This window comes from Prosthecodimorpha staleyi (genome assembly GCF_018729455.1).
GTDB classification, from domain to species: Bacteria; Pseudomonadota; Alphaproteobacteria; order Rhizobiales; family Ancalomicrobiaceae; genus Prosthecodimorpha; species Prosthecodimorpha staleyi.
This window is the reverse complement of sequence record NZ_JAHHZF010000007.1, coordinates 263,391-288,842: the sequence shown is the minus strand read 5'-3', so window position 1 is coordinate 288,842 and position 25,452 is coordinate 263,391. Positions and strand designations below refer to the sequence as shown.

The following is a 25,452-nucleotide window of genomic DNA, read 5'->3' as shown; positions in this document are numbered from 1 at the left end:
TCGCCGCATCGAGACAGGAATGATCATGGCCACCGATCCACGGGATGACGCGCCGGCGACCGGCGCGACGGAACTCGCGCGCCTCGCCGCCTTCGCGTCGGCGCTGCGCTGGGACGCGGTGCCGGCCGATGTCGCCGCCAAGGTGAAGGTGCATCTTCTCGACACCCTCGGCGCGGCCCTCGCCGGCACCCGCTCGCAGGAATTCGCCCTGGTGCTCGGGACGATCGAGCCGGGCGGCAGCACCGGCGCGCGCATTTGGGGCACCGACCGACGTGCCGGCGCCCGCGACGCCGCGCTCGTCAACGGCGTCGCCGCACATGTCTTCGAACTCGACGACACCGGCGGCTGCGACCATTCGGGCGCGGTGGTGGTGCCCGCGGTGCTCGCCGCCGCGGAAGGCCGGAGCGTCTCCGGGCCCGAGCTCCTGACTGCGATCGTCGTCGGCTACGAGGTCGGCCGCCGCCTGTTGGAGGCCGCCGGCGGCTACGATCGCCACAACGGCGACGGCTGGCATTCGACCGGCACCTGCGGCACGGTCGGCGCCGCCGCCGCGGTCGCCCGCCTGTGGCAGCTCGATGCCGCGGCGACCGCCCATGCCATCACGGCGGCGACCAGCTTCTCCTCCGGACTGTGGGCCTTCATCCACGATGGCGCCCAGACCAAGAAGGTGCATGCGGGCCGCGCCGCGGAGGGGGGGCTCTTTGCCGCCCAGTTGGCGCGCGCCGGCTTTCGCGGGCCCGCGCAGGTCTTCGACGACGTGTGGGGCGGCTTCTTCCGCAGCTTCGGCCACGGCGCCGGCGATCCGAGCCGGTTCACCGCCGATCTCGGCGCGGTCTACAAGCTGTCGCGCGTCTCGCTGAAGCCCTACGCCGCCTGCCGCGGCACCCATTCGGCGATCGATGCGGTCGGCGACCTCCTCGCCGAGACCGGCCGGACGGCCGAGGCGGTTGACGGGGTCGAGGTCCGCGTCAGCGGTCTGCTGATGGGCATGTGCGGCCGGCGGGAGGTCGAACCGCTCGCCGCCGCCCAGATGAGCCTGCCGCTGGCGCTGGCCCTGCGGCTCGTCCACGGCGAGCCCGGATTGTCGGCCTATGCGCAGGCTCGGCGCCACGATCCCCGCGTCGCCGCGATGCTGGACCGCATCACGCTCGCCGTCGACGCCGGCTTCGCCCCGCTCGACGAGCCGATTGTCACCCTCCGGTTCGGGGACGGTACGCAGGCCGAAAAGCGCGTGCCGCGACCGACCGGCTCGGTGGAACGGCCGATGACGCCGGCGGCGATCGATGCGAAATTCGCCGAACTGGCCGGGCTCGCGCTCTCCCCCGAGGCGGTTGCCGAGATCGCCGGCCTCGTCGCCGCCCTGCCGGAGAGCCGGGATGTCGAACCGCTGCTCGCCTGCCTGGCCGGAACGGGCCCTGCCGCCGATCCCTTCCGCTGATCGTTCCCAAGGTTCGTGTCGATGACCGATTTTCCGCCGATCGCCTTCAACCGCGCCGCCCCGGCGCCGCGCTTTCCCTGGCCGAACGGCGCCCGCAGCGCGCTCTTCATCGGCTTTGACGTCGACGGCGAGACCGCCTGGATCGGCAACACGCCGGCCAATGGCGACCGGCTCGTCACCGTCTCGCATGGCGGCTACGACGGCCGCGTCGGCATCGAGCGCATCCTGATGCTGCTCGACGAGCTCAAGCTGAAGGCGACCTTCTTCATTCCCGGCTGGACCGCACTCGCCCATCAGCCCCAGTGTGCGGCGATCGTCGACGCCGGGCACGAGATCGGCCATCACGGCTACCTGCATCGCCGGCCCGAACGCGGCGCCTTCGAGGCGGCGCGCGAGGAGATCGACCGGGGCTTCGAGGCGCTCGACCGGGCACTTGGCGTGCGCCCCATCGGCTACCGGGCGCCGTCGGGCGAGAATTTCCCGGAACTCCTCGCCTATCTGGCCGACAGCGGGCTGACCTATTCGAGTTCCTTCCGGGACGACATCCGCCCCTATCGCCATCGGCTGCACGACGACCGCCCCGGACCGATCGAGATCCCGGTCAACTATGCCTTCGACGACTGGAATTTCGGGATGACCAGCCGGGTCGATCCGCGCCCGATCTTCGGCCGCGAGGCGGTGCTGAACCTGTGGATCGACGAGTTCGAGGCGACGCACAGCTGGGGCGGCGTCACCACCATGGTGCTGCACCCGCAGGTGTCCGGGCGGCCGATGCGCTGGCATCTGCTGCGCGACTTCCTGCGCCATGTCGCCGCCCGCGACGACGTGTGGATCGCGACCGGCGCCGAGATCGCCAGCCACTACGCTGCCTGCGAGGCGTCACCGTCGCCTTCACTTATGGTCCCGACGGCGAGCGCCTGACCAAGCCGAAGTCGGTCTCGGACGCCGGCTGCACCGGCACCCGCACGGACGTGACGCTGACGCTCGGCGCCGACCTCGAACGCAACACCAAGTGGACCTGTTCGAGCGGCAGCTTGGTCTCGGCCTCGACCTGGACCAAATATGTCCAGTCGGACGTGAAGCGGGTCGGCAACGGCTCCGGCGCGGCCGCCCACTTCCTGCACCGCGACCACCTGTCGAGCGTCCGCCAGGTCACCGACGCGACCGGCGCGCTCGCCCAGAGCCAGACCTTCACGCCCTATGGCACGCGCGCACAGTCGACCGGCCACGAGGAAGACAAGGGCTATATCGGCGAGCGGCACGATCCCGAAACGGGGCTCATGTATCTGCACGCCCGCTACTACGACCCGGCCATCGGCCGCTTCGTCTCACCCGACACCTGGGATCCGCTCAAGGAAGGCGTCGGAACCAATCGCTATGCCTATGCGGACAATGATCCGATCAACAAGAGCGATCCGAAAGGGCATATTTTTGTTATCGATGATATTGCAATTGCAGCTCTAACCGTTGCTGCCGCCGGTGTCGTCACACAGGGAATTCATGATGCGGTTGCAGGGAATTTGAGCCCACTTCAATCTTATATAACGTCTGCAGCGATCGGAGCGGCAACTCAAGTTGGTTCCCTATTGATCACTCGCATATCCAGAGCGCCTTTGCTTCCAAAACATCTACGGTTTTTGCGGAAACGGTGGAATCAATGCAGTTTTAGGTTGTTTTTTGACAAAACTATCAATGGGCCAGCCTATTCTACATTTTTAGGAATGAGCGCCGGAGGACAACACGCGACTTATTTCACCTGGGATCATTCTGAGGCACTCGGGAAATGGATTGATTCACAAGATGGCCAAGCTAACATCATAGCACATAGTTATGGTGGAGATACCGCATCAAAGTTTGTCGCAGCCGGCCATCAGGTTCAAACACTTTCGATAATCGATCCGGTCAGCATTTTGATGCCATCATATTCAGCAATCTCAAGTAATATCGAGCTGGTGAATTCCTGACTCTTGGGATTCCCAAATCAGGTGATGGCTGCTTCCCTCTTGTGGGGAGGGATCGGCGATGGCAGCTCTCAGCATCAGGACAGACATTGAGGTGGCGACGCTGCGGCGCTTGGCCCGTGAAGAGGCGGACGGCCGCGTTGCGGCGCGGCTTTTGGCGACCGCCAACGCATTGGCGGGGATGAGCCGGGCGGCTGCGGCGCGTGCGGCCGGGATGGATCGCCAGACGCTGCGCGATTGGGTGGTGCGCTACAATGCGGAAGGCATCGGCGGACTGTCCGACCGCCCCCGCTCCGGCCAGCCGCCACTGCTCGACGAGGGTGGCCAGGCGGTGCTGAAGGCCATGGTCCTGCGCGGGCCGGATCGGGAGAAGGACGGCGTCTCGACCTGGCGAGTGATCGACATCTGCCGGCTCTGCGAGGAGCGGTTCGGCGTCGTCTACTCGGAGAACGGCATGCTGCAGGTGCTGCACGGGCTCGGCCTGTCCTGGCAGAAGACCCGGGCGCGGCACCCACAGTCTGACCCGAAGGCGCAGAAGGCCTTCAAAAAGGGGGGCTGGCCGAGGCCGTGAGGCGGATCGTGCGCCGCCATCGCGAGGACGATGTCCAGCTCTGGTTCCAGGATGAAGCGCGCGTGGGCCAGAAGGGCCGCAATGCGCACGTCTGGTACGAGAAAGCTGTCCGGCCGACCGCCAAGACCGACAAGCGCTTCAAGTCTGCCTACCTCTACGGCGCCGTCCGCCCCGGCACCGACGACGCCTTCGCCGCGAGCCTGCCCGCAAGGGTCCATGCCGTTCTGGTGCTCGACAGGGCCGGCTGGCACGTCACCGGCCGATCGCCATCCCGCCCAACGTCAGCCTCGCCCACCTGCCATCCTACTCGCCCGAGTTGAACCCGGTCGAACGCGTCTGGCTTTACCTCAAGGAGCGCTTCCTCTCCCACCGCGTCTTCACGGATACCACCGCCATCGTCGACGCCTGCGCAAAGGCCTGGAACGACCTCACAGCCGAGCCCGGAAGGATCGTATCCCTCACAAACTACCCATACCTCCGAAAGGTCAGAATTTTATGAGGTTGGTATCATCTCCCGCAGCGCATCCGCGTCGGGGCTCTTCTCCACGAGCGAACGAAGGCTCATCATCATCTCGGTCATCGGTGGTTCCTCGATAGGGTTGAGATTCGGAAATCCGACCATACCGACGTTCCGCCGATGACCACCGTTCTCGTCAGATATACCACATCGCGGGACACGATCCGGCGTGGCGGGTTTGGCCTATCAGCGGTCTCTTTGGGCGCAAGAAGTAACGATCCTTCAGAAGATTCCGCGAGAGGGGATAATATGGCCATGATGTATGATTCAGGGGTGACTTTTGAGCGATTTAAGAAGGAGCTCGGGAACTTTCTTCTACAGATTCAGACTGCTCGCACACTGGATGTCCAAGGATTTGAGCGGTTGGACGTCGATTGCAAGAAATTGGCTTACGAGTTGAAGAGTCAACCTTTTGTCCCCAAGGCTGTACTATGGGAAATAAGAGCAGCTGCAAAAATTATGAGAGCCGAATCGAAATATATAGAGAAGGAAAGAGATGTAATTAATGGAATGGCTGATAGGCTAGAATGGACGTTTGATTTAATTTTGCTCGGAGAAAGTCATGATGACCGCACACCAGGAGTTCCTCGAATAGTTTTACGCACCCGAAAGAGGGGAATGATATATAATTCGTGATTTTTATACATTGGCCCATTCTCGCAGCATCCTCAAAGGTTGTTTGGAAACAGACGTTGCGGCTTTGCAGAGAAGTCGGGATGTGATTCACGATAGGGATGTGGACGCCCGAGACCAGAGGCCGGATGGCCAAGATCGCCAAGAAGACGAAGCGCTACCCGTCCGATCTGACGGACGAGGAGTGGGAGCGGATCGCACCGTTGATGCCGAAGCCCGGTCGCACCGGGCGTCCGCGCGAGGTGGAGTTTCGGGAGGTTATCAACGCGGTGCGCTACTTGGTACGGTCCGGCTGCGGCTGGCGGATGCTGCCGGTGCATTTCGGACGCTGGCCCACGATCTGCGGCTGGTTTCGCGAATTGGCGCGGCGCTTTTTGTTTCAGACCATCCATGACCTTGAACTGATGCTCGATCGCGAGCGGGCCGGGCGCGAGGCAAGCCCGTCGGCATCGGTCATTGACAGCCAATCGGTCAAGGCGCCTCATGCCGAAACAAGGGGTTACGACGCGGGCAAGAAGATCGTCGGACGCAAGCGGCACATCGCGGTCGACACCGACGGACGGCTCCTGATGGTTCGTCTGACGCCCGCCAACATCTCGGACGGCGCCGGAGCGCAGGCGATCCTGGATGCTATCCGCAAGCGTTGGCCGTGGGTCAAGCACCTCTTCGCCGATGGCGCCTATGATCGGCTATACCTGATGGACAAGGCCGCCTATCTCGACTTCGTCCTGGAGATCATCCGTCGCAACGAAGGGCAGGCAAGCTTCCAGGTCCTGCCCCGCCGTTGGGTCGTCGAGCGCAGCTTCGGCTGGATGGTCCGCTGGAGACGCCTCGTGCGTGACTACGAGCGTCGCATCGACGTGCCCATCGCTATGATTCACGTCGCCATGGGAGGCTTGCTCATCAGGCGGAACGCGAATCTTTGAGTTTCCAAACGGACTCTAATAAATCGATGGAAGCGACCGGAGTCTTGAGATGAATTACAATTATGTCACAATGAAATCTAATATTGTGGCTGCTTTAAATTTTGCATCTGATAGTGGATGCAATATGGCTTTGAGTAATTTTTCGCATGAGGTTGCTGATGTTACTTTTATGAATAGAATAATTTATGAAGAAGACGTAATTCCTGGGCGACATTACTTTATTGGGTCTCCGATTTGGACCGTCGAGTATCCTGATGTTGAGATCATAAATAAAGACGAAAGCCCATTATTTGTGATTTCATCGTTTGGCGGACCATTCATTGAATTGACGCAATATTTAACAAAAAAAGAAGGTATCCTGCAAGGTTCACTGTTCTTGGCTAACAGATCGGCAATGAGGCGTACGAGTACACTCGTCCCGGCACCTCAAGAAGCAATCTCAATTTATAAATCTATGAGAAAAATTCTAAAAAAATATCCTGGAATTTAAGGGTTCATTTAATTTTGTGCAAATGTTGAAATTTCTTAAGAACAATGGCTCATTTCGCTGTTTCCAGTTTTTCCGGACGGCGACGCGGTCGGCACGCCCGCCGCCCCCGTCACCTACGACGCCGCCGGCCGGCTTCTGTCGATCCCCGGCCATGTCGCGAGCTTCACCTATGACGCCGCCGGCCGCACCCTGCGCGCCACTTACGCCAACGGCGTCACCACCGACTTCACCTATTCGACCGCCCGCGGTTGGCTCGACCGCGTCCTGACCGCCAACGGCGCGACCGTCATCGAGGACAAGACCTACACCCGTGATCCCGGCGGACGCATCACGCAGGCGCGGTCCACCACCGCCAAGGAGGACTGGAACTACGGCTACGACACGCTCGGTCAGGCGATCATGCCGGCGACGCCGAACAGGAAGGCGGCGGCGGGCTCCATCTCGGCCGGAGACGGCAGGTGCTTGTCTTCGAGCAGGAGCGCAGCCGTCCCGATCAGGATCTTGGCCGCGACGGGATGCCAGACTTAGGCGCCGGCGGCGCCGACGAGGTCGCGGGTGACGCGCTCCCACCAGCGTCCGGTGCCGAGCACCATGCCGAGAACAATCCCAACGGCACCGGCGACAATAACTTTGACGGAGGCCAGAAGCCGGCTTCGGGTTAGAACCCGCCGTTCGCACATTCCCGCCAAAACAGAAGCTCCGGTTGGACCGGGACTTCGTTCGAAATTCGATCACAACATCGAATCGGCACACAGCTCGCCTTCGCCAGGAGCAGCTGAATTCTGCCAACATCCGAGCCGGGCACTGAAGATGTGAGGTACACTGGTCCAGAAAAACCGGTTCAGGCAGAGAAAAAAATCAAACTTTACAAGATCACAGTTTCACAGCACGCAATAAAAACTTTTGAAAATAAAGACATATTCAAAACGGTCGCATCTCCGAGAGAATATAATCATGGAATAACTGGCGGAGGGGAAGGACCACAGATCCAAATCTCTCTGCCATCCAGATGGTTCGCTTGCGCGCTATCAGTGATCGTCGAACTGTCATCCGATCGCGACTGGCATCGAAACGGATCATCGGCCCCACCCGGCTCCGGAAGGCAGGTTTTCAATACGGAGCCCTAAGCGCATCAAACAGCCATGCAATGCCAGCATCCGTCATCGCCGCGCGGGACCGCCCGCCTCGTGCACGAAGTGCTGATCGTCCACCGGCCGCGACCGGGACGACTCGTCGACCGGCTTCGGGTTCGCCTCCTGGCCCGCGACCGGTTGCTGAAGGCATCGCGCGACCGGATCGCTGATGGTCGCGATCCAGCCGACTTGCTGCGCGGGTCGCAGCGCCTCGAACAGGCGCGCGAGTTTCTGACGCTGCAGGTCGTTCCGGTCCCCCGTCAGGCGACCGAGCCGACGGGCGCCGGCGCGTGGAACCGATCCCACACCATCAGCAGGGCTGAGTAGCGGACCCGAACCGCTTCGATCGTCTCTCTCGGGCCGAGCCGGCCGCTCAGAAAGCCTTCGGCCGCGGCACGGAACACCGACCGCCCGATGGCGAAGCCGCGGATGCCGTCGAGCCCCGCGCTCGCCTCGAAGGCGGTCGCGAGCGACGGCTCGGGCCGATCCAGCCCGAGAACGAGGATCCCGCCGCACTGCGGATCGAGCCGGCGAACCGCCCCGCTGACCGTGGCCCAGTCTATCGGCCGCTCCATCGGCGGCAGCTTCCACAGGTCGGGCGTGAGGCCGGCCTCGTAGAGTCGCTCGACGGCCGCCGTGACCGACCCTGGATCGGCTTCCCATCCGGTGGGAATGACTTCGAGCAGAAAGCGACGGCCCGTGCCGTGGCAGGCGCGCTGGAGCGCGAGGAGACTCGCCTCCTGGGCGCTGCAGAGATCGTCCGGGTCGTCCGCCCGGTAGGTAACCAGACACTTGGCGACGTGCTCGATCGGCCAGGTGCGGAGATGGAGCGCGGGCTCTTCGGGGAAGTCGAACGCGAGCGGGCGGCTGCCCGGCCGTTCCACCGGCCGCGCAATCCAGCGCCCCGTCCCCGTCAGCCTCGCCAGCGCCTCTCGCCCGAAGCGACCGTCCACCAGCGCGCCGGCCCGGTGACCCGGCAGACCCAGCAGCGCCTCGGCGATGAGGCCCTTCAGGACGCCGATCCGCTCTACCGGCGCACGGACCGCGGCGGCGAGATCGACGAATTGCTGGCGGTGATCGAAAGCCAATGCCGTGATGGACTCGGGCTGGGGCCGCCCGGTCGTGGTGCGATGCAGATGCAGGATGCGCGCGTCGTCGTGCAGCCGGGTCACCCGGTCGGCCCGGGCCAGGAAATCGTCGAGTTCGGCTGTGCTCGCCATGGCGGGCGCGCAGCCGTGCCGTGACACGACGAGCGCGCCGCAGGCATTGGCGAGCGTCCCGGCCCGCTCCCATGGCTCGTCGCGCAGACATCCGCGCAAAAGCCCGGCCATGAAGCCGTCACCGGCGCCCAGCACGTTGAAGACATCGACCGGGAAGCCCGGGACGTCGATAGCGTCCGCGAAGGTGTCGGGAATCGGTCCGGTGAAGATTGTGCAGCCGGCCGCGCCGCGCTTCACGACGAGGGCCGCGGCGGTCAGCGAGCGTAGGGTCCGCAGGGCCTCGAAGGTGTCGGTCGAGCCGCCCGCGATGTGGATTTCCTCCTCGGTGCCGACCACGACGTCACAGTCCGGAACGATCGCCTGGAGATGGCGAGAGACCGTGTCGGAGGCCACGAACCGCGACTCGCCCATGCCGTGACCGGTGAGGCCCCACAGAACCGGCCGGTAGTCGATGTCCAGGATCACGCGCGTTCCGGCCTGCCGGGCCGCCGCCATGGCGGCCCGCGAAGCGCCTGCGGTGCCGGCCGTCGAGAAATGCGTGCCCGTGACCAGGAGCGCCTTGGCCGAGGCCACGAAATCGGGATCGATGTCGGCGCCGGTCACAGCCATGTCGGCGCAGTTCTCGCGGTAGAAGATGAGCGGAAAGGTGTTCTCGTCCCGGATGCCGAGAATGACGAGAGCGGTCAGGCGATGCGGGTCGGTCCGAACCTGCGAGACGTCGACGCCCTCCTGTGCCAGGGACTCGCGCACGAAACGCCCCATATGCTCGTCGCCGACCCGGGCGATCATCGCCACCCGCAATCCGAGTCGAGAGGCACCGACCGCGATGTTGGCCGGGCAGCCGCCCAGATACTTGGCGAAAGTTCCCATGTCCTCGAGCCGGCCACCGACCTGCTCTCCATAGAGATCCACGGCGGCGCGGCCGAGGGTGACAAGATCGAACCGGCGCGGATCGGTCGTGGGGCTCATGAGGACACTCCAGGGCGCACCGGGCGCTCGAGCATGAGGAGGATGGGCGGAGACCGGGACGCGGCCCCTTCGCCGGCTGTCACGAGATGGCGCCGTTGCGAGCCGCGAGATGGTGGCCGATGGCCACGACCAGGGTCTGTGCCAGGCAGATCGGGGCGACGAGGGTCCGGAAGGGCTTGTTGGAGGCCTCGCCGACCTCGAGCGACAGCGTCGCCAGGGCTGCGTAGGGACTGAGCGGCACGTCCGTGATCACGACGACCGGCACACCGCGTGCGGCGACCTCCGTGGCGACCCGCAGCGTGTCCGGCGCATAATCCTTGAAGCTCACCACCACCAGCACGTCGCGGGTCGTCATGACCCGGGCGCGCTGATGCACGAGGCCGCCGACACCGTCGAGCAGATGGCTCCTGAGATCGAGCCGGCACAGGCCGTAGTCGAGATAGTAGGCGATCGGAAACGAGCGCCCCTGGGCCAGCAGGAACACCGTGTCGGCCTCCGCGAGCAGGCGGACGGCCTGATCGAGCTTGCCGGCAGGCACCGCGGCATAGAGCGACTCCAGGGACGCGATGTCGTCGGCGACGAACTCGGCCAGGACGTCCGCCGGATCCCCGACGCGGCGGTCGCCGTCCTGGCCGCGGCGCATCGAGGCGATCCGATCCCGGTAACTGGGGCTGGCCGCATCGACCAGTCGGGCGCGGAATACCTGCTGCATCTCCGAGAAACCGTCGTAGCCGAGGCTGTTGGCGAAGCGCAGCATGGCCGAGGGCTGAACGCCGATCGCCTGCGCCAGCGACGAGACCGTGCCGAGCGCCATGTCGTTCGGGTGCCGGACGGCGAATTCGGCGATCTGGCGGAGCCGATCGGACAGCTTGCCGTGCCGCTGCGCGAGCTGGGAGGTGAGGTCCTCGTAGGTACGGGGGGCGGCGATCTTTTCGAGGCTCATGGCGGGTCCCGGAGAGGCCGGATCGGATCCGATCCAGAAATTCCACATTGACAGCTGAAATAGAATAGGCATTCTATGAGATAAGATCAATAGAATAAAAATTCCAAGTCAGGTCGCGAGACCGGGAGGGACCAGGATGGAGAAACCGCGCGTCGGCTTCATCGGTGTCGGACTGATGGGCCATGGCATGGCCGGGAACCTGGTTGAGAAGGGCTTTCCCACCACGATTCTCGGCAACCGCAACCGGGCGCCGGTCGAGGATCTCGTGCGGCGCGGGGCCGTGGAAGGTCGTGATCCTGCCGCCGTGGCGGCGGCCTGCGACATCGTCGTGATCTGCGTCACGGGTTCGCCGGAGGTGCAGGCGATCTGCGATGGCCCGAAGGGGTTGCTGGCAGCCGCCCGCGACGGTCTGATCGTGATGGATTGCTCGACGAGCGAACCGTCGTCGAGCGCCAAGCTCTGCCAGGCTTTCGCGCGATCCGGGACCGCCTTCGTCGATGCGCCTCTCGCCCGGACGCCCAAAGAGGCCGCGGAAGGACGGCTCAACGTGATGGTCGGCGCCGAACCGGCGATCTTCGCCCGGGTCGAGCCGGTCCTCAAAGCCTTCGCCGAGAACATCTTCCATGTCGGCGGCCCGGGAGCCGGCCATAAGACAAAGCTCGTCAACAACTTCCTCGCCATGGGCCAGATCGCTCTGATCGCGGAGGCCATGGCTGCCGGCGCAGAGGCCGGGCTCGACCTGGATGCCTTCGTCCGCGTCGTTTCGGCCGGGGGCGCCAATTCAGGCATCTTCCAGATGGTCGCCCCCTCGATGCTCGCCGGCACCTTCGACGGGCTGCGGTTCGGGCTCGACCTCGCCCGGAAGGATCTGCGCTACTACACGCACATGACGGAGAGCCTGAATCTCCCTTCGCATCTCGGCGAGGCCGTGCACCAGGCCTTCGTGCTCGCCTCCGCCATGGGTTTCGGCGGCGAGTATGTCGGCTCGCTGGGGAAGGCGCAGGAAAACCTGACCGGGGCACGGATCGCTCGCCGACCGGCTTGCGGCGCTGCCGCCTGAAGTCCTTTCCGATCGGACGAAGGGCGTCCGACCGATCTCCAAGACGCGCCAGCCACGACAGTTCGGGCCGTTGATCCGAACCGGTCCGGGTCCAGGCCAATCGTCACACTCGATGATCGGAACACCGATCCAACGATACAAGGAGGGAGCGCCATGTCTGAACGTGAAGTGTCTCGTCGCCGGCTGCTTCAGGGCAGCGCGACGGCCGCCGCCCTCGCGGGGGTCGGTTCGTTCTTCGGCCCGTGGCATCACAACCGCGCCTACGCCCAGTCGAAGCCGATCAAGATCGGCCTGACCTGCGACGCGAGCGGGCAATACGGCAATTCCGGTCAGGACGATCTGCGCGGCATCCGCATGGCCATCGCCGAGGCGAATGCCCGCGGCGGCGTGCTCGGACGGAAGATCGAATGGATCACCGCCGACACCGAGACCACGCCGGCGACCGGAACCCGCATCGCCGAGCGCTTTGTGCGCGAGGAGGCCGCCTTCCTCATCGGCGCGGTGCATTCGGGCGTGGCGAACGCGATCACGCAGGTCGCCGCCAAGCACGGGATCATCTACTTGAACACCAATTCGTCCGCTCCGAGCGAGGCCGGCGAGAACTGCTCGCGCGTCAAGTTCGTGTGGGACGGCAATGGTTCCAACTTCTCCAAGGCCGCCGTCCGCAACGCGGTCGAGAGCATCGGCAAGAACTGGCTCCTGCTGACGAACGACTACGTCTGGGGCCATTCGACCTCGAACGCCACGAAGGCGCTGGTCGAAGCCGCCGGCGGGCGCATCGTCGACAACCTGCTGGTGCCCCAGAACACTCGCGACTTCACTTCCTACCTGCTCAAGGTCCAGCAGCTGAAGCCCGATGTGGTCGCCACCGCCATCGGCGGCGACGACATTAAGGCGCTCCGGACCCAGGTCGCGCAGTTGAAGCTCGACGGCAAGCCGGCTTGGATCAACAACCAGCAGGACTGGCCGGACATCTGGGGCCAGCCCGACACCCTGTTCGGCGTGTTCGGCACGACCTGGTACCACAAGCTCGCGCTGCCGGGCGTCCCGGAATTCGTGGCGAAGTGGAAAGCCGCTGCGGACGGCGGCGCCATCCCGGTCCCGGGCAACGTCTCCTACAACGGCTACATGGCGACGCGCGAACTCCTCCGCGCGATCGAACGAGCCGGCTCGACCAACAACATCAAGATCATCCGCCAACTTGAGGCGCTGCGCATTCCCGCCGAGGATCGCATGCAGCACTTCGAAGCCTACATGGATCCGGCGACGCATCAGTTGCAACAGACGATCTATCTCGCTCGGCGCAACGTGAAGCCGGCCGACCCGACGGATCTCTACGAGATCCTGTCGTGGACGCGGCCGCAGGACGTCGTGGACGAGGCTGCGGCCGGCAAGTGCAAGCTGGTTCCGCACGATCAGGTGCCCACGGTCGACGCGTGAGGCGCGCCCTCCTCGCCCCCCGCGTCGGGGAGGGTCGCATCCGCCGACGCGGGCCTTGCGCCCGCCGCGGCGCGACGATCTACCGGCCGGCACGATCCTCGGCGCCGGCCCGGCGCCGAGACGAGGCAATCCCGAGGCTCCGATGTTCGACCTGCTGCCCCACATCGTGAACGGCCTGACGCTTGGCCTGCTCTTCGCCCTGATCGCCCTCGGCTTCATGCTGATCGTCGGGGTGATGGAGCAAATCAACCTGGCGCACGGATCCCTGTTCGCCCTCGGAGCCTATGTCGCGGTCGTCCTGCTCGGTCCGCAGCCGCCGTTGCCGCCAGGTCTCTTCGAGTGGTGGGTCGGACAGGGCCTGGGCATGCGTTATGCGCTCACCTTGCTGATCGCCCCCATGATCGTCGGTCTCGTCGGCGCTGTCGTGGAACTTGCCTTGCGGCGGACCTACGGCAAGGACCCGCTCTACGGGCTGCTCCTGACCTTTGGCGTCGCCATGGTGATCGAGGAGGCCATCCGGTCGATCTGGGGCACCCGCGACTATTCGCTGCCGACGCCCACCACCATCGCGGGCGGCTTTATCGCGGGCGACCTCATCTGGTCGACCTACCGGTTCTATGCGGCAGCCGTCGCGGCCGGGGTCATCCTGCTCACCTGGCTTTTCATCGAGAAGACGCCCTACGGCGCCGTGATCAAGGCCGGAGCCCACGACAGCGAAATGGTGCGAGCGCTCGGGTTCGACCTCGCGACGCTGCGGACCGGCGTGTTCGTGCTCGGGACCATGCTGGCGGCGTTCGCCGGCATCATCATGGCGCCGATCTGGGGCATCCGCCCGCATATGGGCGTCGACGCGGTCGTGCCGGCCTTCCTGGTCATCGTGCTCGGCGGCGTCGGTTCGTTCTGGGGCGCTGTGGTGGCCGGCTTGATGGTCGGCCTCGTGGTCGGTCTGACCGGTGCCTACGCGTCCGAATGGTCGCTCCTTTCGATGTACCTGCTCCTGGTCGCCGTGGTCACGGTCCGCTCGCGCGGTTTGTTCGGCAAGAAGAGCATTCTGGAAGCCTGAAATGTCACAACCGATCCCTGCCGACCCGGGAACACGCTCATGACCCCGTCTCCGCACGCCGCCCGGCTCGTCACGCCGATGATGCTGGCGCTTGGCGTGGTGCTCGCCACCGTGCCACTCTGGATCACAAAGATCGGCCTCTATCCCTATCTGGGCGTCGAGATCCTGATCTGGTCGATCTATGCGCTCGCCTACAACCTGCTGCTCGGCACGGCCGGCCTGCCGTCCTTCGGGCACGGCGCCTATTTCGGGGTCGGCGCCTATGCCTTCGGCCTGACGCAGTTGCATGTCGCGCCGGGTCTGTGGGTCTGCCTGACCGGCGCCTTGCTGGCCGGGGCTCTGGCCGGCCTCGTCGTCGCGGCCTTCATCTCGCATCGGCGCGGCATCTACTACGCCTTCATGACCATCGCGTTCGGGCAGATCTTCTGGTTCATGGCGATGAAGCTGCGCGACCTGACCGGCGGCGAGGACGGGCTCCTGAAGATCGCCCGGCCGCCGGTCGACCTCGGCATCGCCGCCTTCGACATCACCGACAACGTCAGCCTGTTCTACTTCGTACTGGCCGCGTTCCTGGTCGTCGTGGTCGGCCTCTGGCGGCTGACCCACTCGCCGTTCGGGCGCGTGCTGTCGGCCATCCGACAGAGCGAAACCCGGGCCGCCCATCTCGGCTACCACGTCCGCGTCTATAAGATGAGCGTCTTCACCCTGTCGGCGGCTCTGTCCGGCCTGGCCGGCGGGCTGTTCGCCATGGCGCAGAACTCGGCCTTCCCGGACGTGATGAGCCTGCACCATTCCGGCTATGTTGTGATGATGGTGCTCGTCGGCGGCGGCCTGGTCAGCTTCTGGGGGCCGGTCGTCGGGGTGGTCGTCTTCCTGGTCGCGCGCGATGTGATCGGCGCTGTCACGAACACGTGGATGCTCTGGTTCGGCCTCCTCTTCATCCTCGTCGTGCTGTTCCGGCCCGAGGGTATCGCGGGAGCCTGGCAGGCCGCGACTAAGGGCGTCGATCTGAAACGGTTGCGGCTCCGCGGCTCGGCCGCGCTCGCCCAGGTTCTGAAGGTGTAGGTCATGGCGGTGCTAGAAGCGCGGGACATCCACGTCCGGTTCGGGGACAGGGTCGTGCTGGAAGACATCTCCTTCACGGTCGAGGAGGCGGAGTTCCATGGCATCATGGGGCCGAACGGGGCCGGCAAGACCACGTTCTTCAATGTGCTCACAGGCCGGGTCCGGCCGAGCCGCGGGCGCGTGATTGTCTCGGGCCGGGACGTGACCGGGTTCAGCCCGCACGCGATCGCCGCGCTCGGGGTGGCCCGGTCGTTCCAGATCATGACCCTGTTCAACGAGTTCACCGCCCTCGAGAACGTCGCCGTGGCGCTGCCCACGTTCCGGGCGCGCGGCTTCGACATGCGACGCGCCGCCGTCGGCGACAGAGGATTCGAGGCGGAGGCGCTCGACGTCCTGGCGCGGGTCGGGCTCGCCGACAAGGCCCGCCTGAGCGCCAAGGATCTCGCCTACGGCGATCGACGGGCGCTGGAGATCGCGGTGGCGTTGGCGCAGCGCCCGCGGGTGCTGTGCCTCGACGAGCCAACCTCCGGTCTCGGGTCGGACGGGGTCGCACGGCTCGCCCAGCTGATCGGGACCCTGAAGGGCAGCCTCGCCATCGTGGCGATCGAACACGACATGGAGTTCCTGTTCCGCCTGGCCGACCGGGTCTCTGTCGTCCATTGGGGCCAGGTGATCGCCAGGGGCTCGCCCCGGGACCTCCGCTCCAACGACTGGGTCCGCCGATCCAACCTCGGGAGACTGCAATGACGGCGCTCGCCCGGCGCGACGACCGCGCGGCCTCGCCCTTGCTCGCGGTCGAGGGGATCGACACCTTCTACGGCGAGAGCCAGGTGCTGTTCGACGTCTCGCTTTCGGTCGGACCCGGCGAGGTGCTGGCGCTGCTCGGCCCGAACGGAGCCGGCAAGACGACGACGCTCCGGTCCATCCTGGGGCTGACCCGGCCGCGGCAGGGGCGGGTCCGGTTCGACGGCGCCGAGGTCACCGACTGGCCGACCTACCGGATCGCGCGGGCCGGGATCGGCTGGGTCCCCGACGATCGCCGTCTGTGCCCGACCCTGACCGTGTCGAAGAACCTCGCGATCGCCCGCAAGCGAACCCGGTTCCGGCCCTGGAGCCTCAAGGAGGCCTGCGGCATCTTCTCGGCCCTGGAGCACCTCCTGCACCGCGAGGCGGAGAACCTGTCGGGCGGCGAGATGCAGATGGCAGCGATCTCGCGCGCCCTGCTCGGCTCTCCCGGCCTGGTCCTGCTCGACGAGCCGAGCCAGGGACTGGCGCCGCGCATCGTCGAGGACGTCCTCGCCACGATCCGACGCCTCCGCGACGAGGGTGTGGCCTCGATCGTCGTCGAGCAGAATGCCGCGCTGGCGCTGTCGGTCGCCGATCGGGCCGTGGTGCTCGACCGGGGCCGGATCGCCTGGGCGGGCGAAGCCGGGCGGCTGCGTGACGACCCTGTCCTGCGCCGCCAGTTGATCGGAACGTGACCATGCTCCCAAAGACCGCGACCTCCGCGCCCCTCCTCGTCCTCGACGGCGTCGCCAAGGTCTACCGGACGGGCCTCGTCGCCCGCCGCCCGACCTTCCGGCTGGAAGCCGATCTCCGCTTTCCGGAGAGCGCGATCGTCGGTGTGATCGGCCCCAACGGTGCCGGCAAGACCACGCTCTTCGAGATGATCACCGGGTCGAACGAGCCGAGCGCCGGTCGCGTGCTCGTCGCCGGCCAGGACATTCACCGCGTCAAGTATCGCGAGCGCGACCGGCTGGCGATCCACTATCACCAGTCCTACCAGGTCCGCGCCTTCAAGCGGCGCATCCCCTCCGTCTTCCTGGATGCCTCGCCGACGCCGCAGCCGGTGCTCCATCTCTTCGACGAACCGCAATTCAACACCCAGGACGGCTATATCGGCTTCATGCTCGATTTCTTTCGGAAGTTGCGACGCGAAGGCCGTTTGGTATTCGTGTGCCTGCACCCGACCGCGCGTTATCATCTGGAAATCCTGAAGGAGATCTCTGAGCGCTTCCTGCTGGTGCATGGCGGGCGGGCGGAGGCGAAGGCTGGTTTCGCCGACCTCGTCGGCGACGATCGGGTCCGTCAGTATTTCGGGCGCGAAATGGCCGCCCAAGCGGAGGCTCTGGCATGACGGGAAGGGTCGCGGTTCGGTTCTGCCCGTCGCCGTTTCGGGATGGAGTTCCATGGTGACCGACGACGCCCCGACGCCGATCGCTCCGCCGGTCGATCTCGCCGCCATGCGGGGCCTCTTCGACCTGACTGGCCGAACCGCCTTGGTCGCGGGCGCGACCGGCGGCCTCGGAGAGACCATCGCGTATGCGCTGTCCGGCGCCGGCGCGCAGGTCGCGGTGACCGGCCGGGATCCGGCCCGGACCGAGGCGCTTGCCGCCGCGATCGAGGCCGCGACCGGTCGACCGGCCGCGGGGTTCGGGATGGAGGCGACCGAAACCGGCTCGATCCGGCGGGCAGTGGCCGCCGCTCATCGCCGGTTCGGACGCCTGGACATTCTCGTCAACAGCATGGGCATCCAGATCGAGGAGCCGCTCCTGGACGTGCGCGAGGAGAGCTTCGACAAGGTCTATTCCGTCAATCTGAAGGCGGCCATGTTTCTCGCCCAGGCCGTGTCCCGGCATCAGGTCACTGACGGCGGCGACGGCCGGCGGCACATCCATCTCCTGTCCGTTCGCTCCCAACTCGCGATCCGAGGCAAGGGCTATTCGGCCTATTGCGCCACGAAGGGCGCGCTCGCTATGCTGGTCAAGCAGCACGCCATGGAACTCGCCCCGCACGGGATCACCGTGAACGGCGTCGCGCCGACCTTCGTCAACACCGAACTGATCCGCCACGTCTACGACCGGCCGGATTTCCGGGACGCGATCCTGGCCCGGATACCGCTCGGCCGGATCGCCGACCCGATCGATGTCGCCGGCGCTGTGCTGTTCTTGGCCTCCGCTGCCTCGAACTTCGTCACCGGACAGGTGGTGTTCGTCGACGGTGGGATCACGGCGAGCCAGTAACTTTCGAAATCCCGTCGAAGGTTTGAGTTCAAGGCCTCGATGGCGCTGGTGGTGTAGATGATCCGCCGAACGTCCTTCGGGAAGGCGAAGAGCGGGATGACCTCCTGCCAGGCGCGGCGCCAGATCTGACCGATGGCCGGGTATTTCCGGCCCCAGGGACCGACTTCGAAGGCGGTCAGAGACGCCTCGGCCGTCTTGTCGTCGAGGGCGGCGTAGATCGCCTTTAGTCCGCCTGCCAACTCCTTGCGGTCATTCCAGGAGGCAAAGTCCAGCGAGTTTCGCATCAGATGGACGATGCAGGTCTGCACCGTCGGGTCCGGGAAGACGGCGTCGTGGGCGCCCTTCATCATCCAGAAGCCAAGGCGAATGATCGCCAAGTTCGTTCACACCGACGGCTGAACTGACAGGGCCCACAAGACCCCGTTCGACCCAGCCGAGAATCTCTATCTGCGCATCCGCAACGCGTCCTTCGAGCGCGGCCTGATCTGCTATCCCTCTGGCGGCAATGTCGACGGCACCGCCGGCGACACCGTCATCCTGGCGCCGCCCTATATCGCCACCGAGGCCGAACTGGAGGTGATCGCCGTCCTGTTCGGCCAGAGCCTGAGGGCGGCTCTCGCGGAAATCGGTGCCGGCTGACCGGCGGCGCTGCCTATCTGACGCGGGCGGTGCGGATGGGCACGGATTGCTCGGGTCGGCCGTCGACCGTGAGCACGCGGCCGTCACGGACGACCATGTAGGGCTCCAGCAGCATGGTCCCGATCGGCGCCCCGGCCCTGACGACCAGGGTCTGGTAGCCCAGCCCCACGCTCCAGGCGCCGGTCAGGAAGCGGTGATCCTCGACGACGATGGCCTCGACCAGGCCGTCCTGGTCGATTTCCACCGCGTTCTCGGTGCCGGCCCGCAGGACGGCGCCCGCCCGGATGGTGATCCAGCCGTCGACCCGGTCGGCGGGCTGCATGACATCGAGTGCGACCTCGGCCGCCAGGGCGGCGAGCGGACGGTAGGGGTGGATGGAATTGTGCAGCACGCCGACGACCGCGCCGGTGGCCCGCGATCCGACGATCGCCCGCCCGGAATCCCCGCGCCGGGCGACATAGTCCGTGTCCGCGGCATGAAGATCGCCATCGACGGTCAGAGCGATGACGCCGGCATCGGCGAGCGGGTTGGCACGCAACACCTCATCGACGGCCCGTTCCGCCGAAGTGCCCTGGCGGAGCCGATCGAGCACCTCCTCGTTGACCTGCCGGCCGCTGACGCCGGCGGTGTTCGGCATGCGGTGACCGGTGACCAGTCCGACCCCGCCGAGGGCCGGCGTGAACTGCGCCAGCGGCTCGGGGCGGTTCGGCCCGCTCGAAATCAGGCCGGCGACCGCCGCGGCGGTCAGGTCCGGCGGAGCGGCGCCGAAGCCGTCCGGAAACAGGCCGCGGCTGCCGCCCTGTTGCGTCTCGGCGCGCAGCACCGCGCCGCTGGACGACAGCGCGACCATGCTGACGAAACCGCCGATGGCGCCGCGCCCGACGGCTTCGACCGCCGCCAGCGCGCGCAGGATCGAAAGACCTGCATTGGGTCCATAGGCTGCAATGCCGATCGTCATGATGCGACCCAGTGCGAGGGAGAGATTTCGACGAGAGGTCCGGCCGGATAGCCCGCGCCGGGAAGGCGGAGCCGTGGCCGCTCGCGCTGCAGCGGGTCCGGCACCGGGGCGGCGGAGAGCAGCGCGCGCGTGTAGACATGGGCCGGCGCCTGCAGCACCGCCTCGGTCGGGCCGATCTCCAGGATGCGCCCGGCGCGCATCACCGCCACCCGGTCGGCGATGCGGCGCACGACGGCGAGATCGTGGGAGATGAACAGAAAGGACAGCCCGTCCCGGGCCCGCAGATCCGCCAACAGATCGAGGATCTGCGCCTGTACCGACACATCCAGGGCGGAGGTCGGTTCGTCGGCGATGATCACCTGCGGCTCGGCGGCGAGCGCGCGGGCAATGGCGACGCGCTGGCGCTGGCCGCCGGAAAATTCGTGCGGATAGCGCCCGGCCATGCCGCGCTCCAGCCGCACTCGCTCCAGAAGCGCCTCCGCCCGCCCCGGCGCCTCCGCACGGTTGGCATGGCCGTGGATCAGCATCGGCTCGGCAATGGTGCGCCCGATGGTGAAGCGCGGGTCGAGCGAGGCATAGGGGTCCTGGAAGATCATCTGGATGCCGGCGCGCTTGCGGCGCAGCGCCCCGCCGGAGAGCCGGACGAGGTCCTGCCCGTCGAAGGTGATGGACCCGGCATCGACATCGATCAGCCGCGCCACGGCCCGGCCGAGCGTCGACTTGCCGGAGCCGCTCTCGCCGACCACGGCGAGGATCTCGCCCCGGCCGAGGCTGAAGCCGACGCCGTCCAGGGCCCGCTTCGGCGTGCCGCGCCCGAACAGCCGGCCCGAGCCGAAGCTCTTGGAGAGGTCGCGCGTGACCAGAAGGGGCGGTCCGCCGACAGGTGCGGCCGCCTCGGACGGGACGGTGTCGCTGCGCGGCACGGCGGCGAGCAGGCGCCGGGTGTAGGGCTGCGCGGGCGCCGCAAAAAGCCGCCGGACATCGGCCTGTTCCACCCCGACGCCGTGCCGCATGACCAGGACGCGATCGGCCATCTCGGCGACCACCCCCATGTCATGCGTGACGAGCATCAGCGCGGTCCCGGTCTCGCGGGTGAGATCGCGCAGGAGATCGAGGATCTGCGCCTGCACGGTGACATCGAGCGCGGTCGTCGGCTCGTCGGCGATCAGCAGCGCCGGGCGCATCATCATGGCGGCGGCGATCATCACCCGCTGGCGCATGCCGCCGGAGAGCTCGTGCGGATAGCGCCGCAGGCATTCCGCTGCATCGGCAATGCCGACCCGTTCGAGCATCTGCGCCGCCTCGGCGAGCGCCGCGCGCGCCGAGGCCCCACCATGCGCGACCAGTCCCTCCGTCATCTGCCGTCCGATCGACAGGACCGGATTGAGCGAGGTCATCGGCTCCTGGAAGACCATCGCCATCCGCTCGCCGCGCCGGCGGCGCAGGGTCTCGGCAGGCAGCGACACCAGGTCCTCGCCGAGCAGCCGGATGCTGCCGGTCTCCAGCCTTGCCGCCGGCTTCGGCAGAAGTCCCATGATGGCGAGCGCGGTCACCGACTTGCCCGAACCGGACTCGCCGACGATGGCCAGCGTCTCGCCGGCCGCAACCTGGAACGAAAGCCCCCGCACCACCTGCCGCGCCTGCGCGCCACGACCGAAGGCGACGCGGAGGTCGCTCACCGCGAGCACCGGATGATCGCTCATGAACCGGTCTCCCGCGGGTCGAGGGCGGAGCGCAGGGCATCGCCGAGCAGGTTGAAGCCGAGCACCGTCAACGCGATGGCGATGCCGGGGATCGCCATCAGCCAGGGCGCGCGGTTCATGTAGTCGCGCGCACCGGACAGCATGGCGCCCCATTCCGGCTGCGGCGGCTGCGCGCCGAGACCGAGGAAGCTCAGTCCCGCCGCGGCCAGGATGGCGCCGGAGATGCCGAGCGTGGCGACCACGATCATGGTCGGCAGCACATTGGGCAGGAGATGCAGGAAGACCAGCCGGACATGGCCGGCGCCGGCGGCGACGCTCGCCTCGAAATAGGGCTTCGAGCGCTCGACCAGCACGGCGGAATGGCAGGTGCGGGCATAGAATGGAATGCCGGCGAGGCCGACCGCGATCATCGCATTGGTCAGGCTCGGCCCGAGCACCGCCACGCAGGCGAGCGCGATCAGCGTTTCCGTGAAGGACAGGAGCACGTCGGTCAGCCGCATCAGTACCCGCTCGGTCCAGCCGCCGCGATAGGCGGCGACCAGGCCGACGAGCAGGCCCGCCGTCATCGAGATGCCGACCGCGATGGCGCCGATCATCAGGGTCAGCCGGCTGCCGTGCAGCATGCGCGAGAACAGGTCGCGGCCGAACTCGTCGGTGCCGAGCGGATAGGCGAGGCTCGGCGGCAGGAAGCGCTTGCCGACGCCCATCTTGATCGGCGAATGGGGCGCCAGGACATCCGCGAAGGCAGCGCTCAGGACGAGCACGCCGACGAGCGTGAGCCCGATCATGCCGGCCGGCGTGCGCGCCACGCGTATCAGGAAGCCAAGGCCGCCACGCGAAGCGGCGGGCTGGATGGGGGCCGGCATCGGTTCGTCGGCCATGTCGCCCGTGCTGTCGCTCATGGCCGTCAGCTCCGGCGGATGCGGGGGTCGACGAGGGCGTAGACGGTGTCCATCAGGAGGGACACCAGCACGACCACGGTCGAGAAGGTCAGGATGAAGCCTTGGATCACCGGGTAGTCGCGCTGGAAGATCGCCTCGATGGCCATGCGGCCGACGCCGTTCCAGGCGAAGATGTTCTCGACCACGATCGCGCCGCCCATCATGAAGGAAAACTGCAGTCCCATCATGGTGATGATCGGGACGAGCCCGGCGCGCAGCACATGCCGGTGCAACACAACGGCCTTGGGCAGCCCCTTGGCTTCGGCGGTGCGGACGAAGTCCTGGTGCATGGTGTCGATCATCGAGGAGCGGGTCATGCGGGCGATGACGGCGGCGTTGGACAGGCCGAGCGTCACCGCCGGCAGCACCAGATTGGCAAGGCCGGTGCCGCTGACCGGGAACCAGCCGAGATCGACCGCGAAGACCAGGAGCAGCAGCAGGCCGAGCCAGAAATGGGGGATCGACACGCCCGCGATGGCGCCAATCATCAGGCTGGTGTCGAGCAGGGTGCCGCGCTTGTAGGCCGCGAGGAAGCCGATGGGCAGGCCGATGGCGATGGCGACCATCATGGCGGCGGAGGCGAGAAGCAGCGTGTTGGGCAGCCGCTGCATGATCACGTCGAGCACCGGCTGGTGGCCGCGGATGGTGTGGCCGAGGTCACCATGCAGCAGCTTGCCGACAAAAGTTAGGTACTGGATGTAGATCGGCTGATCGAGCCCCAGGCTGCGGCGGATCTCCTCGATCTGCTCCGGCGTGGTGCCCTGGCTCTGCGAATACATGATCTGCACGGGATCGCCGGGCACCAGATGGATCAGCAGCGTCACCGCCACGGTGGTCACGAAGATGGTGAGGAACGCCATGGCGAGGCGACCGAGAACGTAGCGCCACATGGGACTTTGCTGCCCTGCTGGTGGACCCGGACTGACCGTTGCACCTCGCACTCGAAGAGCGAGGGGAATGGATTGTCGAGACGGACGGCAACCATCCGCCTCGATCCGAACTCGGGGGGTGATGACGGTACCGAGCGTCGCCCGGACCCGCCCTGTGCGATCAGGACTTCTTGTCGGCGATCTTCACGTCGTTGAAGACCGGATAGACGAAGGGCGCCACCTGGAACCCTTCCACCGCCGGGCGGGCGGCGAAGACCCATTCCCAGCCGGGCGTGTAGAGCGGGATATGGATGCCCTTGCTGAGCAGATACTTGAACACGTCCTGCACCTTGGCCTTGCGGGCGGCCGGATCGGTCAGCACGCGGGTCTCGTCCAGCATCGCGTCGAGTTCGGGCGAGGTATAGCCGCGATAGGCGCCGGGCGAATGCCAGAGGGCATAGAGGATGTCCGGGTCGTACCAGGACCAGGTCATCATATCCATGCTGCCCTTGCCGGTCGCCGTCTCGTTCTCCCGGCGGACGCGGGCATTCATGGTGCCGATGTCCATCATCTCGATATTGGCCTTGATGCCGACCTCGGCGAGTTGTGCCTGGAACACCTCGGCGAGCTTCTGGCGGTTGCCGCCAGTCCATACCAGCATGCTGGTCTCGAGCGGCTTGCCGGGGCCGTAGCCAAGTTCCTTCAAGAGCGCCTTGGCCTTGGCCGGATCGTAGTTCGGCCGATGCTTCAGGCAGACGTCCTGGTCGTTGCCGAACACGCCGCGCGAGACCGGGCAGGCTTCGGGCAGCGAGAGGTCGCCATAGACCAGATTGATCGCCGCGGCGGCATCCGTGGCGTGGCCGACGGCCAGGCGGGCGCGCGCATCATTGAAGGGCGGGCGATGGGCGGCGAATTCCCAAAACACGTTCTGCCCGGTATTGCCGGCGACGACGACCTTCAGCGCGCCCGACGCCTTCAGGGCCTCGACATCGTCCAGCGGCGGCTCGGCGATATCGACCTCGCCGGTCTTGAGTGCGGCGAGGCGCGCCTGCGGCTCCGGCACCACCGAGATGACGAGCCCGTCCATGTAGGGCGCGCCCTTGTTGGCGGCGAGCTTGCCGAAGTTCCGGTAGCCCGGGTTCTTGGCGAGGACGATCCGGTCGCCCTTGGTCCAGGAGACCAGCTTCCACGGTCCGGAGCCGACGGCGGTGCTGGTGCCGAAACCGGCCGCACCCTTGTTGCTATCGCACAGGATCGACGAGAAGCTGTCGGCCAGGAACGGCACCAGCGCGACGAAGGGCTTGTCGAGCGTGAACTTCACCGTCAGCGGGTCGACGACCTCGACCTTGCTGATCGGGCCCCAGCTCGCCTTGGTGACGCTCGGGCTGGCCGGGTCGAAGGCGCGGTCGACAGTGTATTTCACGTCGCTGGCATCGAGCGGCGAGCCGTCATGGCAGACCGCGCCCGCATTGAGCGTGAACACATATTCCGTGCCCGCCGGGTTCACGGTCCAGGATTTGGCCAGATTGGGGACCGGATTGCCGTCCTTGTCGGTGGCCAGCAGCGTGTCGTAGATCAGGCTCCAGACCTGCAGCGACAGCGTGCTGGTCGCCTTGTGCGGGTCGAGCGTGTCGATATCGCCATACCGCGCCCAGACGATATCCTTGGCCTGCACGGTCCCGACGCAGGCAAGGCCGATCGCGCCGGCGACGGCACAGCTTCTTGTTAGACGGCGAATAGCAACCATCGTTCCTGACCCCGTTGTTAGATCCTGGCACGAAGAGCCTGCGGACATGAGGGAGCGATCTCGCGGACGGCGTGTCCGCAAGGGGTCCCTCATGATGTCCGATGTCGTGACGGTCGCCGCCTCCGGTCGGGATCATGGTCCCC

General features: G+C 66.3%; 22 protein-coding genes and 2 pseudogenes. 16 read left to right on the top strand and 8 right to left on the bottom strand.

Features of this window, described 5'->3' with window-relative positions; all coding sequences use genetic code 11:
• The first annotated feature begins 25 nt into the window (after positions 1-25).
• The 8 genes and pseudogenes from KL771_RS15940 (at position 26) to KL771_RS15905 (ending at position 7,198) form a co-directional block, all read left to right on the top strand.
• Complete coding sequence (locus tag KL771_RS15940) at positions 26-1,438, top strand: MmgE/PrpD family protein (RefSeq protein ID WP_261969527.1); 1,413 nt, start codon at positions 26-28, stop codon at positions 1,436-1,438.
• A gap of 21 nt (positions 1,439-1,459) precedes the next feature.
• Positions 1,460-2,359 (top strand): polysaccharide deacetylase family protein, encoded by a 900-nt coding sequence (locus KL771_RS15935; RefSeq protein ID WP_261969526.1) that lies wholly within the window; start codon positions 1,460-1,462, stop codon positions 2,357-2,359.
• Positions 2,266-3,402: an RHS repeat-associated core domain-containing protein gene (locus tag KL771_RS15930; protein ID WP_261969525.1), complete on the top strand. Its 1,137-nt coding sequence runs from the start codon at positions 2,266-2,268 to the stop codon at positions 3,400-3,402. The genes KL771_RS15935 and KL771_RS15930 overlap by 94 nt, the downstream gene beginning before the upstream one ends.
• Positions 3,403-3,460: 58 nt before the next feature.
• A pseudogene (locus KL771_RS15925) lies at positions 3,461-4,469 on the top strand (IS630 family transposase).
• 138 nt (positions 4,470-4,607) lie between these two features.
• The gene (locus KL771_RS15920; RefSeq protein WP_261969524.1) at positions 4,608-5,123 is read left to right on the top strand and encodes a hypothetical protein; all 516 of its coding nucleotides are present in this window, start codon (positions 4,608-4,610) and stop codon (positions 5,121-5,123) included.
• A 98-nt stretch (positions 5,124-5,221) separates the two neighbouring features.
• Entirely contained in the window at positions 5,222-6,046 is an 825-nt protein-coding gene (locus KL771_RS15915; RefSeq protein ID WP_261969523.1) for an IS5 family transposase, read from the top strand.
• A gap of 49 nt (positions 6,047-6,095) precedes the next feature.
• Entirely contained in the window at positions 6,096-6,536 is a 441-nt protein-coding gene (locus tag KL771_RS15910; RefSeq protein WP_261969522.1) for a hypothetical protein, read from the top strand.
• Between the two features lie 458 nt (positions 6,537-6,994).
• Positions 6,995-7,198, top strand: coding sequence for a hypothetical protein (locus KL771_RS15905; RefSeq protein ID WP_261969521.1), 204 nt, complete (start codon positions 6,995-6,997; stop codon positions 7,196-7,198).
• 731 nt (positions 7,199-7,929) lie between these two features.
• Here the strand turns inward: KL771_RS15905 and KL771_RS15900 are convergent.
• Positions 7,930-9,858 (bottom strand): bifunctional 5-dehydro-2-deoxygluconokinase/5-dehydro-2-deoxyphosphogluconate aldolase, encoded by a 1,929-nt coding sequence (locus KL771_RS15900; RefSeq protein ID WP_261969520.1) that lies wholly within the window; start codon positions 9,856-9,858, stop codon positions 7,930-7,932.
• A 79-nt stretch (positions 9,859-9,937) separates the two neighbouring features.
• Entirely contained in the window at positions 9,938-10,801 is an 864-nt protein-coding gene (locus KL771_RS15895) for a MurR/RpiR family transcriptional regulator (RefSeq protein WP_261969519.1), read from the bottom strand.
• A 136-nt stretch (positions 10,802-10,937) separates the two neighbouring features.
• On the opposite strand from KL771_RS15895, the gene KL771_RS15890 reads away from it, so the two are divergent.
• The 8 genes from KL771_RS15890 to KL771_RS15855 all read left to right on the top strand — a co-directional run bounded on the left by KL771_RS15890 (position 10,938) and on the right by KL771_RS15855 (position 18,452).
• Positions 10,938-11,861, top strand: coding sequence for an NAD(P)-dependent oxidoreductase (locus KL771_RS15890; RefSeq protein ID WP_261969518.1), 924 nt, complete (start codon positions 10,938-10,940; stop codon positions 11,859-11,861).
• A gap of 153 nt (positions 11,862-12,014) precedes the next feature.
• Entirely contained in the window at positions 12,015-13,301 is a 1,287-nt protein-coding gene (locus tag KL771_RS15885; protein WP_261969517.1) for an ABC transporter substrate-binding protein, read from the top strand.
• Between the two features lie 142 nt (positions 13,302-13,443).
• A complete protein-coding gene (locus KL771_RS15880) occupies positions 13,444-14,364 on the top strand; it encodes a branched-chain amino acid ABC transporter permease (RefSeq protein WP_261969516.1) in 921 nt (306 codons plus the stop codon).
• A 39-nt stretch (positions 14,365-14,403) separates the two neighbouring features.
• The gene (locus KL771_RS15875) at positions 14,404-15,429 is read left to right on the top strand and encodes a branched-chain amino acid ABC transporter permease (protein WP_261969515.1); all 1,026 of its coding nucleotides are present in this window, start codon (positions 14,404-14,406) and stop codon (positions 15,427-15,429) included.
• Positions 15,430-15,432: 3 nt separating this feature from the next.
• Positions 15,433-16,176, top strand: coding sequence for an ABC transporter ATP-binding protein (locus tag KL771_RS15870; RefSeq protein WP_261969514.1), 744 nt, complete (start codon positions 15,433-15,435; stop codon positions 16,174-16,176).
• Positions 16,173-16,910: an ABC transporter ATP-binding protein gene (locus KL771_RS15865; protein WP_261969513.1), complete on the top strand. Its 738-nt coding sequence runs from the start codon at positions 16,173-16,175 to the stop codon at positions 16,908-16,910. Before KL771_RS15870 ends, KL771_RS15865 begins: the two co-directional genes overlap by 4 nt.
• A gap of 2 nt (positions 16,911-16,912) precedes the next feature.
• Complete coding sequence (locus KL771_RS15860; protein ID WP_261969512.1) at positions 16,913-17,566, top strand: ATP-binding cassette domain-containing protein; 654 nt, start codon at positions 16,913-16,915, stop codon at positions 17,564-17,566.
• Between the two features lie 52 nt (positions 17,567-17,618).
• Positions 17,619-18,452 carry an SDR family NAD(P)-dependent oxidoreductase gene (locus KL771_RS15855; protein WP_261969511.1) on the top strand — a complete coding sequence of 278 codons (834 nt, stop codon included), beginning with the start codon at positions 17,619-17,621 and terminating at the stop codon, positions 18,450-18,452.
• Between the two features lie 11 nt (positions 18,453-18,463).
• Here KL771_RS15855 and KL771_RS15850 read toward each other — a convergent pair.
• The 6 genes and pseudogenes from KL771_RS15850 to KL771_RS15825 all read right to left on the bottom strand — a co-directional run.
• Positions 18,464-18,781 (bottom strand): annotated as a pseudogene (locus tag KL771_RS15850) (transposase); the annotation flags it as partial.
• A 323-nt stretch (positions 18,782-19,104) separates the two neighbouring features.
• Complete coding sequence (locus tag KL771_RS15845) at positions 19,105-20,049, bottom strand: DUF6963 family protein (RefSeq protein ID WP_261969510.1); 945 nt, start codon at positions 20,047-20,049, stop codon at positions 19,105-19,107.
• Positions 20,046-21,752, bottom strand: a complete 1,707-nt coding sequence (locus KL771_RS15840; RefSeq protein ID WP_261969509.1) for an ABC transporter ATP-binding protein — start codon at positions 21,750-21,752, stop codon at positions 20,046-20,048. The genes KL771_RS15845 and KL771_RS15840 overlap by 4 nt, the downstream gene beginning before the upstream one ends.
• On the bottom strand, positions 21,749-22,654 hold the full coding sequence (locus KL771_RS15835; RefSeq protein WP_261969508.1) for an ABC transporter permease: 906 nt from the start codon (positions 22,652-22,654) through the stop codon (positions 21,749-21,751). The genes KL771_RS15840 and KL771_RS15835 overlap by 4 nt, the downstream gene beginning before the upstream one ends.
• Positions 22,655-22,659: 5 nt before the next feature.
• A complete protein-coding gene (locus KL771_RS15830) occupies positions 22,660-23,583 on the bottom strand; it encodes an ABC transporter permease (protein WP_261969507.1) in 924 nt (307 codons plus the stop codon).
• Between the two features lie 160 nt (positions 23,584-23,743).
• Positions 23,744-25,309 (bottom strand): ABC transporter substrate-binding protein, encoded by a 1,566-nt coding sequence (locus KL771_RS15825; RefSeq protein WP_261969506.1) that lies wholly within the window; start codon positions 25,307-25,309, stop codon positions 23,744-23,746.
• Between the last annotated feature and the right edge of the window lie 143 nt (positions 25,310-25,452).

Excerpts from the sequence above, each read along its gene's own strand:
- KL771_RS15915 (WP_261969523.1), top strand. The coding sequence starts at position 5,222 with ATGTGGACGCCCGAGACCAGAGGCCGGATGGCCAAGATCGCCAAGAAG.
- KL771_RS15885 (WP_261969517.1), top strand. The coding sequence starts at position 12,015 with ATGTCTGAACGTGAAGTGTCTCGTCGCCGGCTGCTTCAGGGCAGCGCG.
- KL771_RS15890 (WP_261969518.1), top strand. The coding sequence starts at position 10,938 with ATGGAGAAACCGCGCGTCGGCTTCATCGGTGTCGGACTGATGGGCCAT.
- KL771_RS15835 (WP_261969508.1), bottom strand. The coding sequence starts at position 22,654 with ATGAGCGACAGCACGGGCGACATGGCCGACGAACCGATGCCGGCCCCC.
- KL771_RS15920 (WP_261969524.1), top strand. The coding sequence starts at position 4,608 with ATGACCACCGTTCTCGTCAGATATACCACATCGCGGGACACGATCCGG.
- KL771_RS15855 (WP_261969511.1), top strand. The coding sequence starts at position 17,619 with ATGGTGACCGACGACGCCCCGACGCCGATCGCTCCGCCGGTCGATCTC.
- KL771_RS15870 (WP_261969514.1), top strand. The coding sequence starts at position 15,433 with ATGGCGGTGCTAGAAGCGCGGGACATCCACGTCCGGTTCGGGGACAGG.
- KL771_RS15880 (WP_261969516.1), top strand. The coding sequence starts at position 13,444 with ATGTTCGACCTGCTGCCCCACATCGTGAACGGCCTGACGCTTGGCCTG.
- KL771_RS15940 (WP_261969527.1), top strand. The coding sequence starts at position 26 with ATGGCCACCGATCCACGGGATGACGCGCCGGCGACCGGCGCGACGGAA.
- KL771_RS15825 (WP_261969506.1), bottom strand. The coding sequence starts at position 25,309 with ATGGTTGCTATTCGCCGTCTAACAAGAAGCTGTGCCGTCGCCGGCGCG.
- KL771_RS15875 (WP_261969515.1), top strand. The coding sequence starts at position 14,404 with ATGACCCCGTCTCCGCACGCCGCCCGGCTCGTCACGCCGATGATGCTG.
- KL771_RS15900 (WP_261969520.1), bottom strand. The coding sequence starts at position 9,858 with ATGAGCCCCACGACCGATCCGCGCCGGTTCGATCTTGTCACCCTCGGC.
- KL771_RS15840 (WP_261969509.1), bottom strand. The coding sequence starts at position 21,752 with ATGAGCGATCATCCGGTGCTCGCGGTGAGCGACCTCCGCGTCGCCTTC.
- KL771_RS15845 (WP_261969510.1), bottom strand. The coding sequence starts at position 20,049 with ATGACGATCGGCATTGCAGCCTATGGACCCAATGCAGGTCTTTCGATC.
- KL771_RS15910 (WP_261969522.1), top strand. The coding sequence starts at position 6,096 with ATGAATTACAATTATGTCACAATGAAATCTAATATTGTGGCTGCTTTA.
- KL771_RS15865 (WP_261969513.1), top strand. The coding sequence starts at position 16,173 with ATGACGGCGCTCGCCCGGCGCGACGACCGCGCGGCCTCGCCCTTGCTC.
- KL771_RS15935 (WP_261969526.1), top strand. The coding sequence starts at position 1,460 with ATGACCGATTTTCCGCCGATCGCCTTCAACCGCGCCGCCCCGGCGCCG.
- KL771_RS15830 (WP_261969507.1), bottom strand. The coding sequence starts at position 23,583 with ATGTGGCGCTACGTTCTCGGTCGCCTCGCCATGGCGTTCCTCACCATC.
- KL771_RS15895 (WP_261969519.1), bottom strand. The coding sequence starts at position 10,801 with ATGAGCCTCGAAAAGATCGCCGCCCCCCGTACCTACGAGGACCTCACC.
- KL771_RS15860 (WP_261969512.1), top strand. The coding sequence starts at position 16,913 with ATGCTCCCAAAGACCGCGACCTCCGCGCCCCTCCTCGTCCTCGACGGC.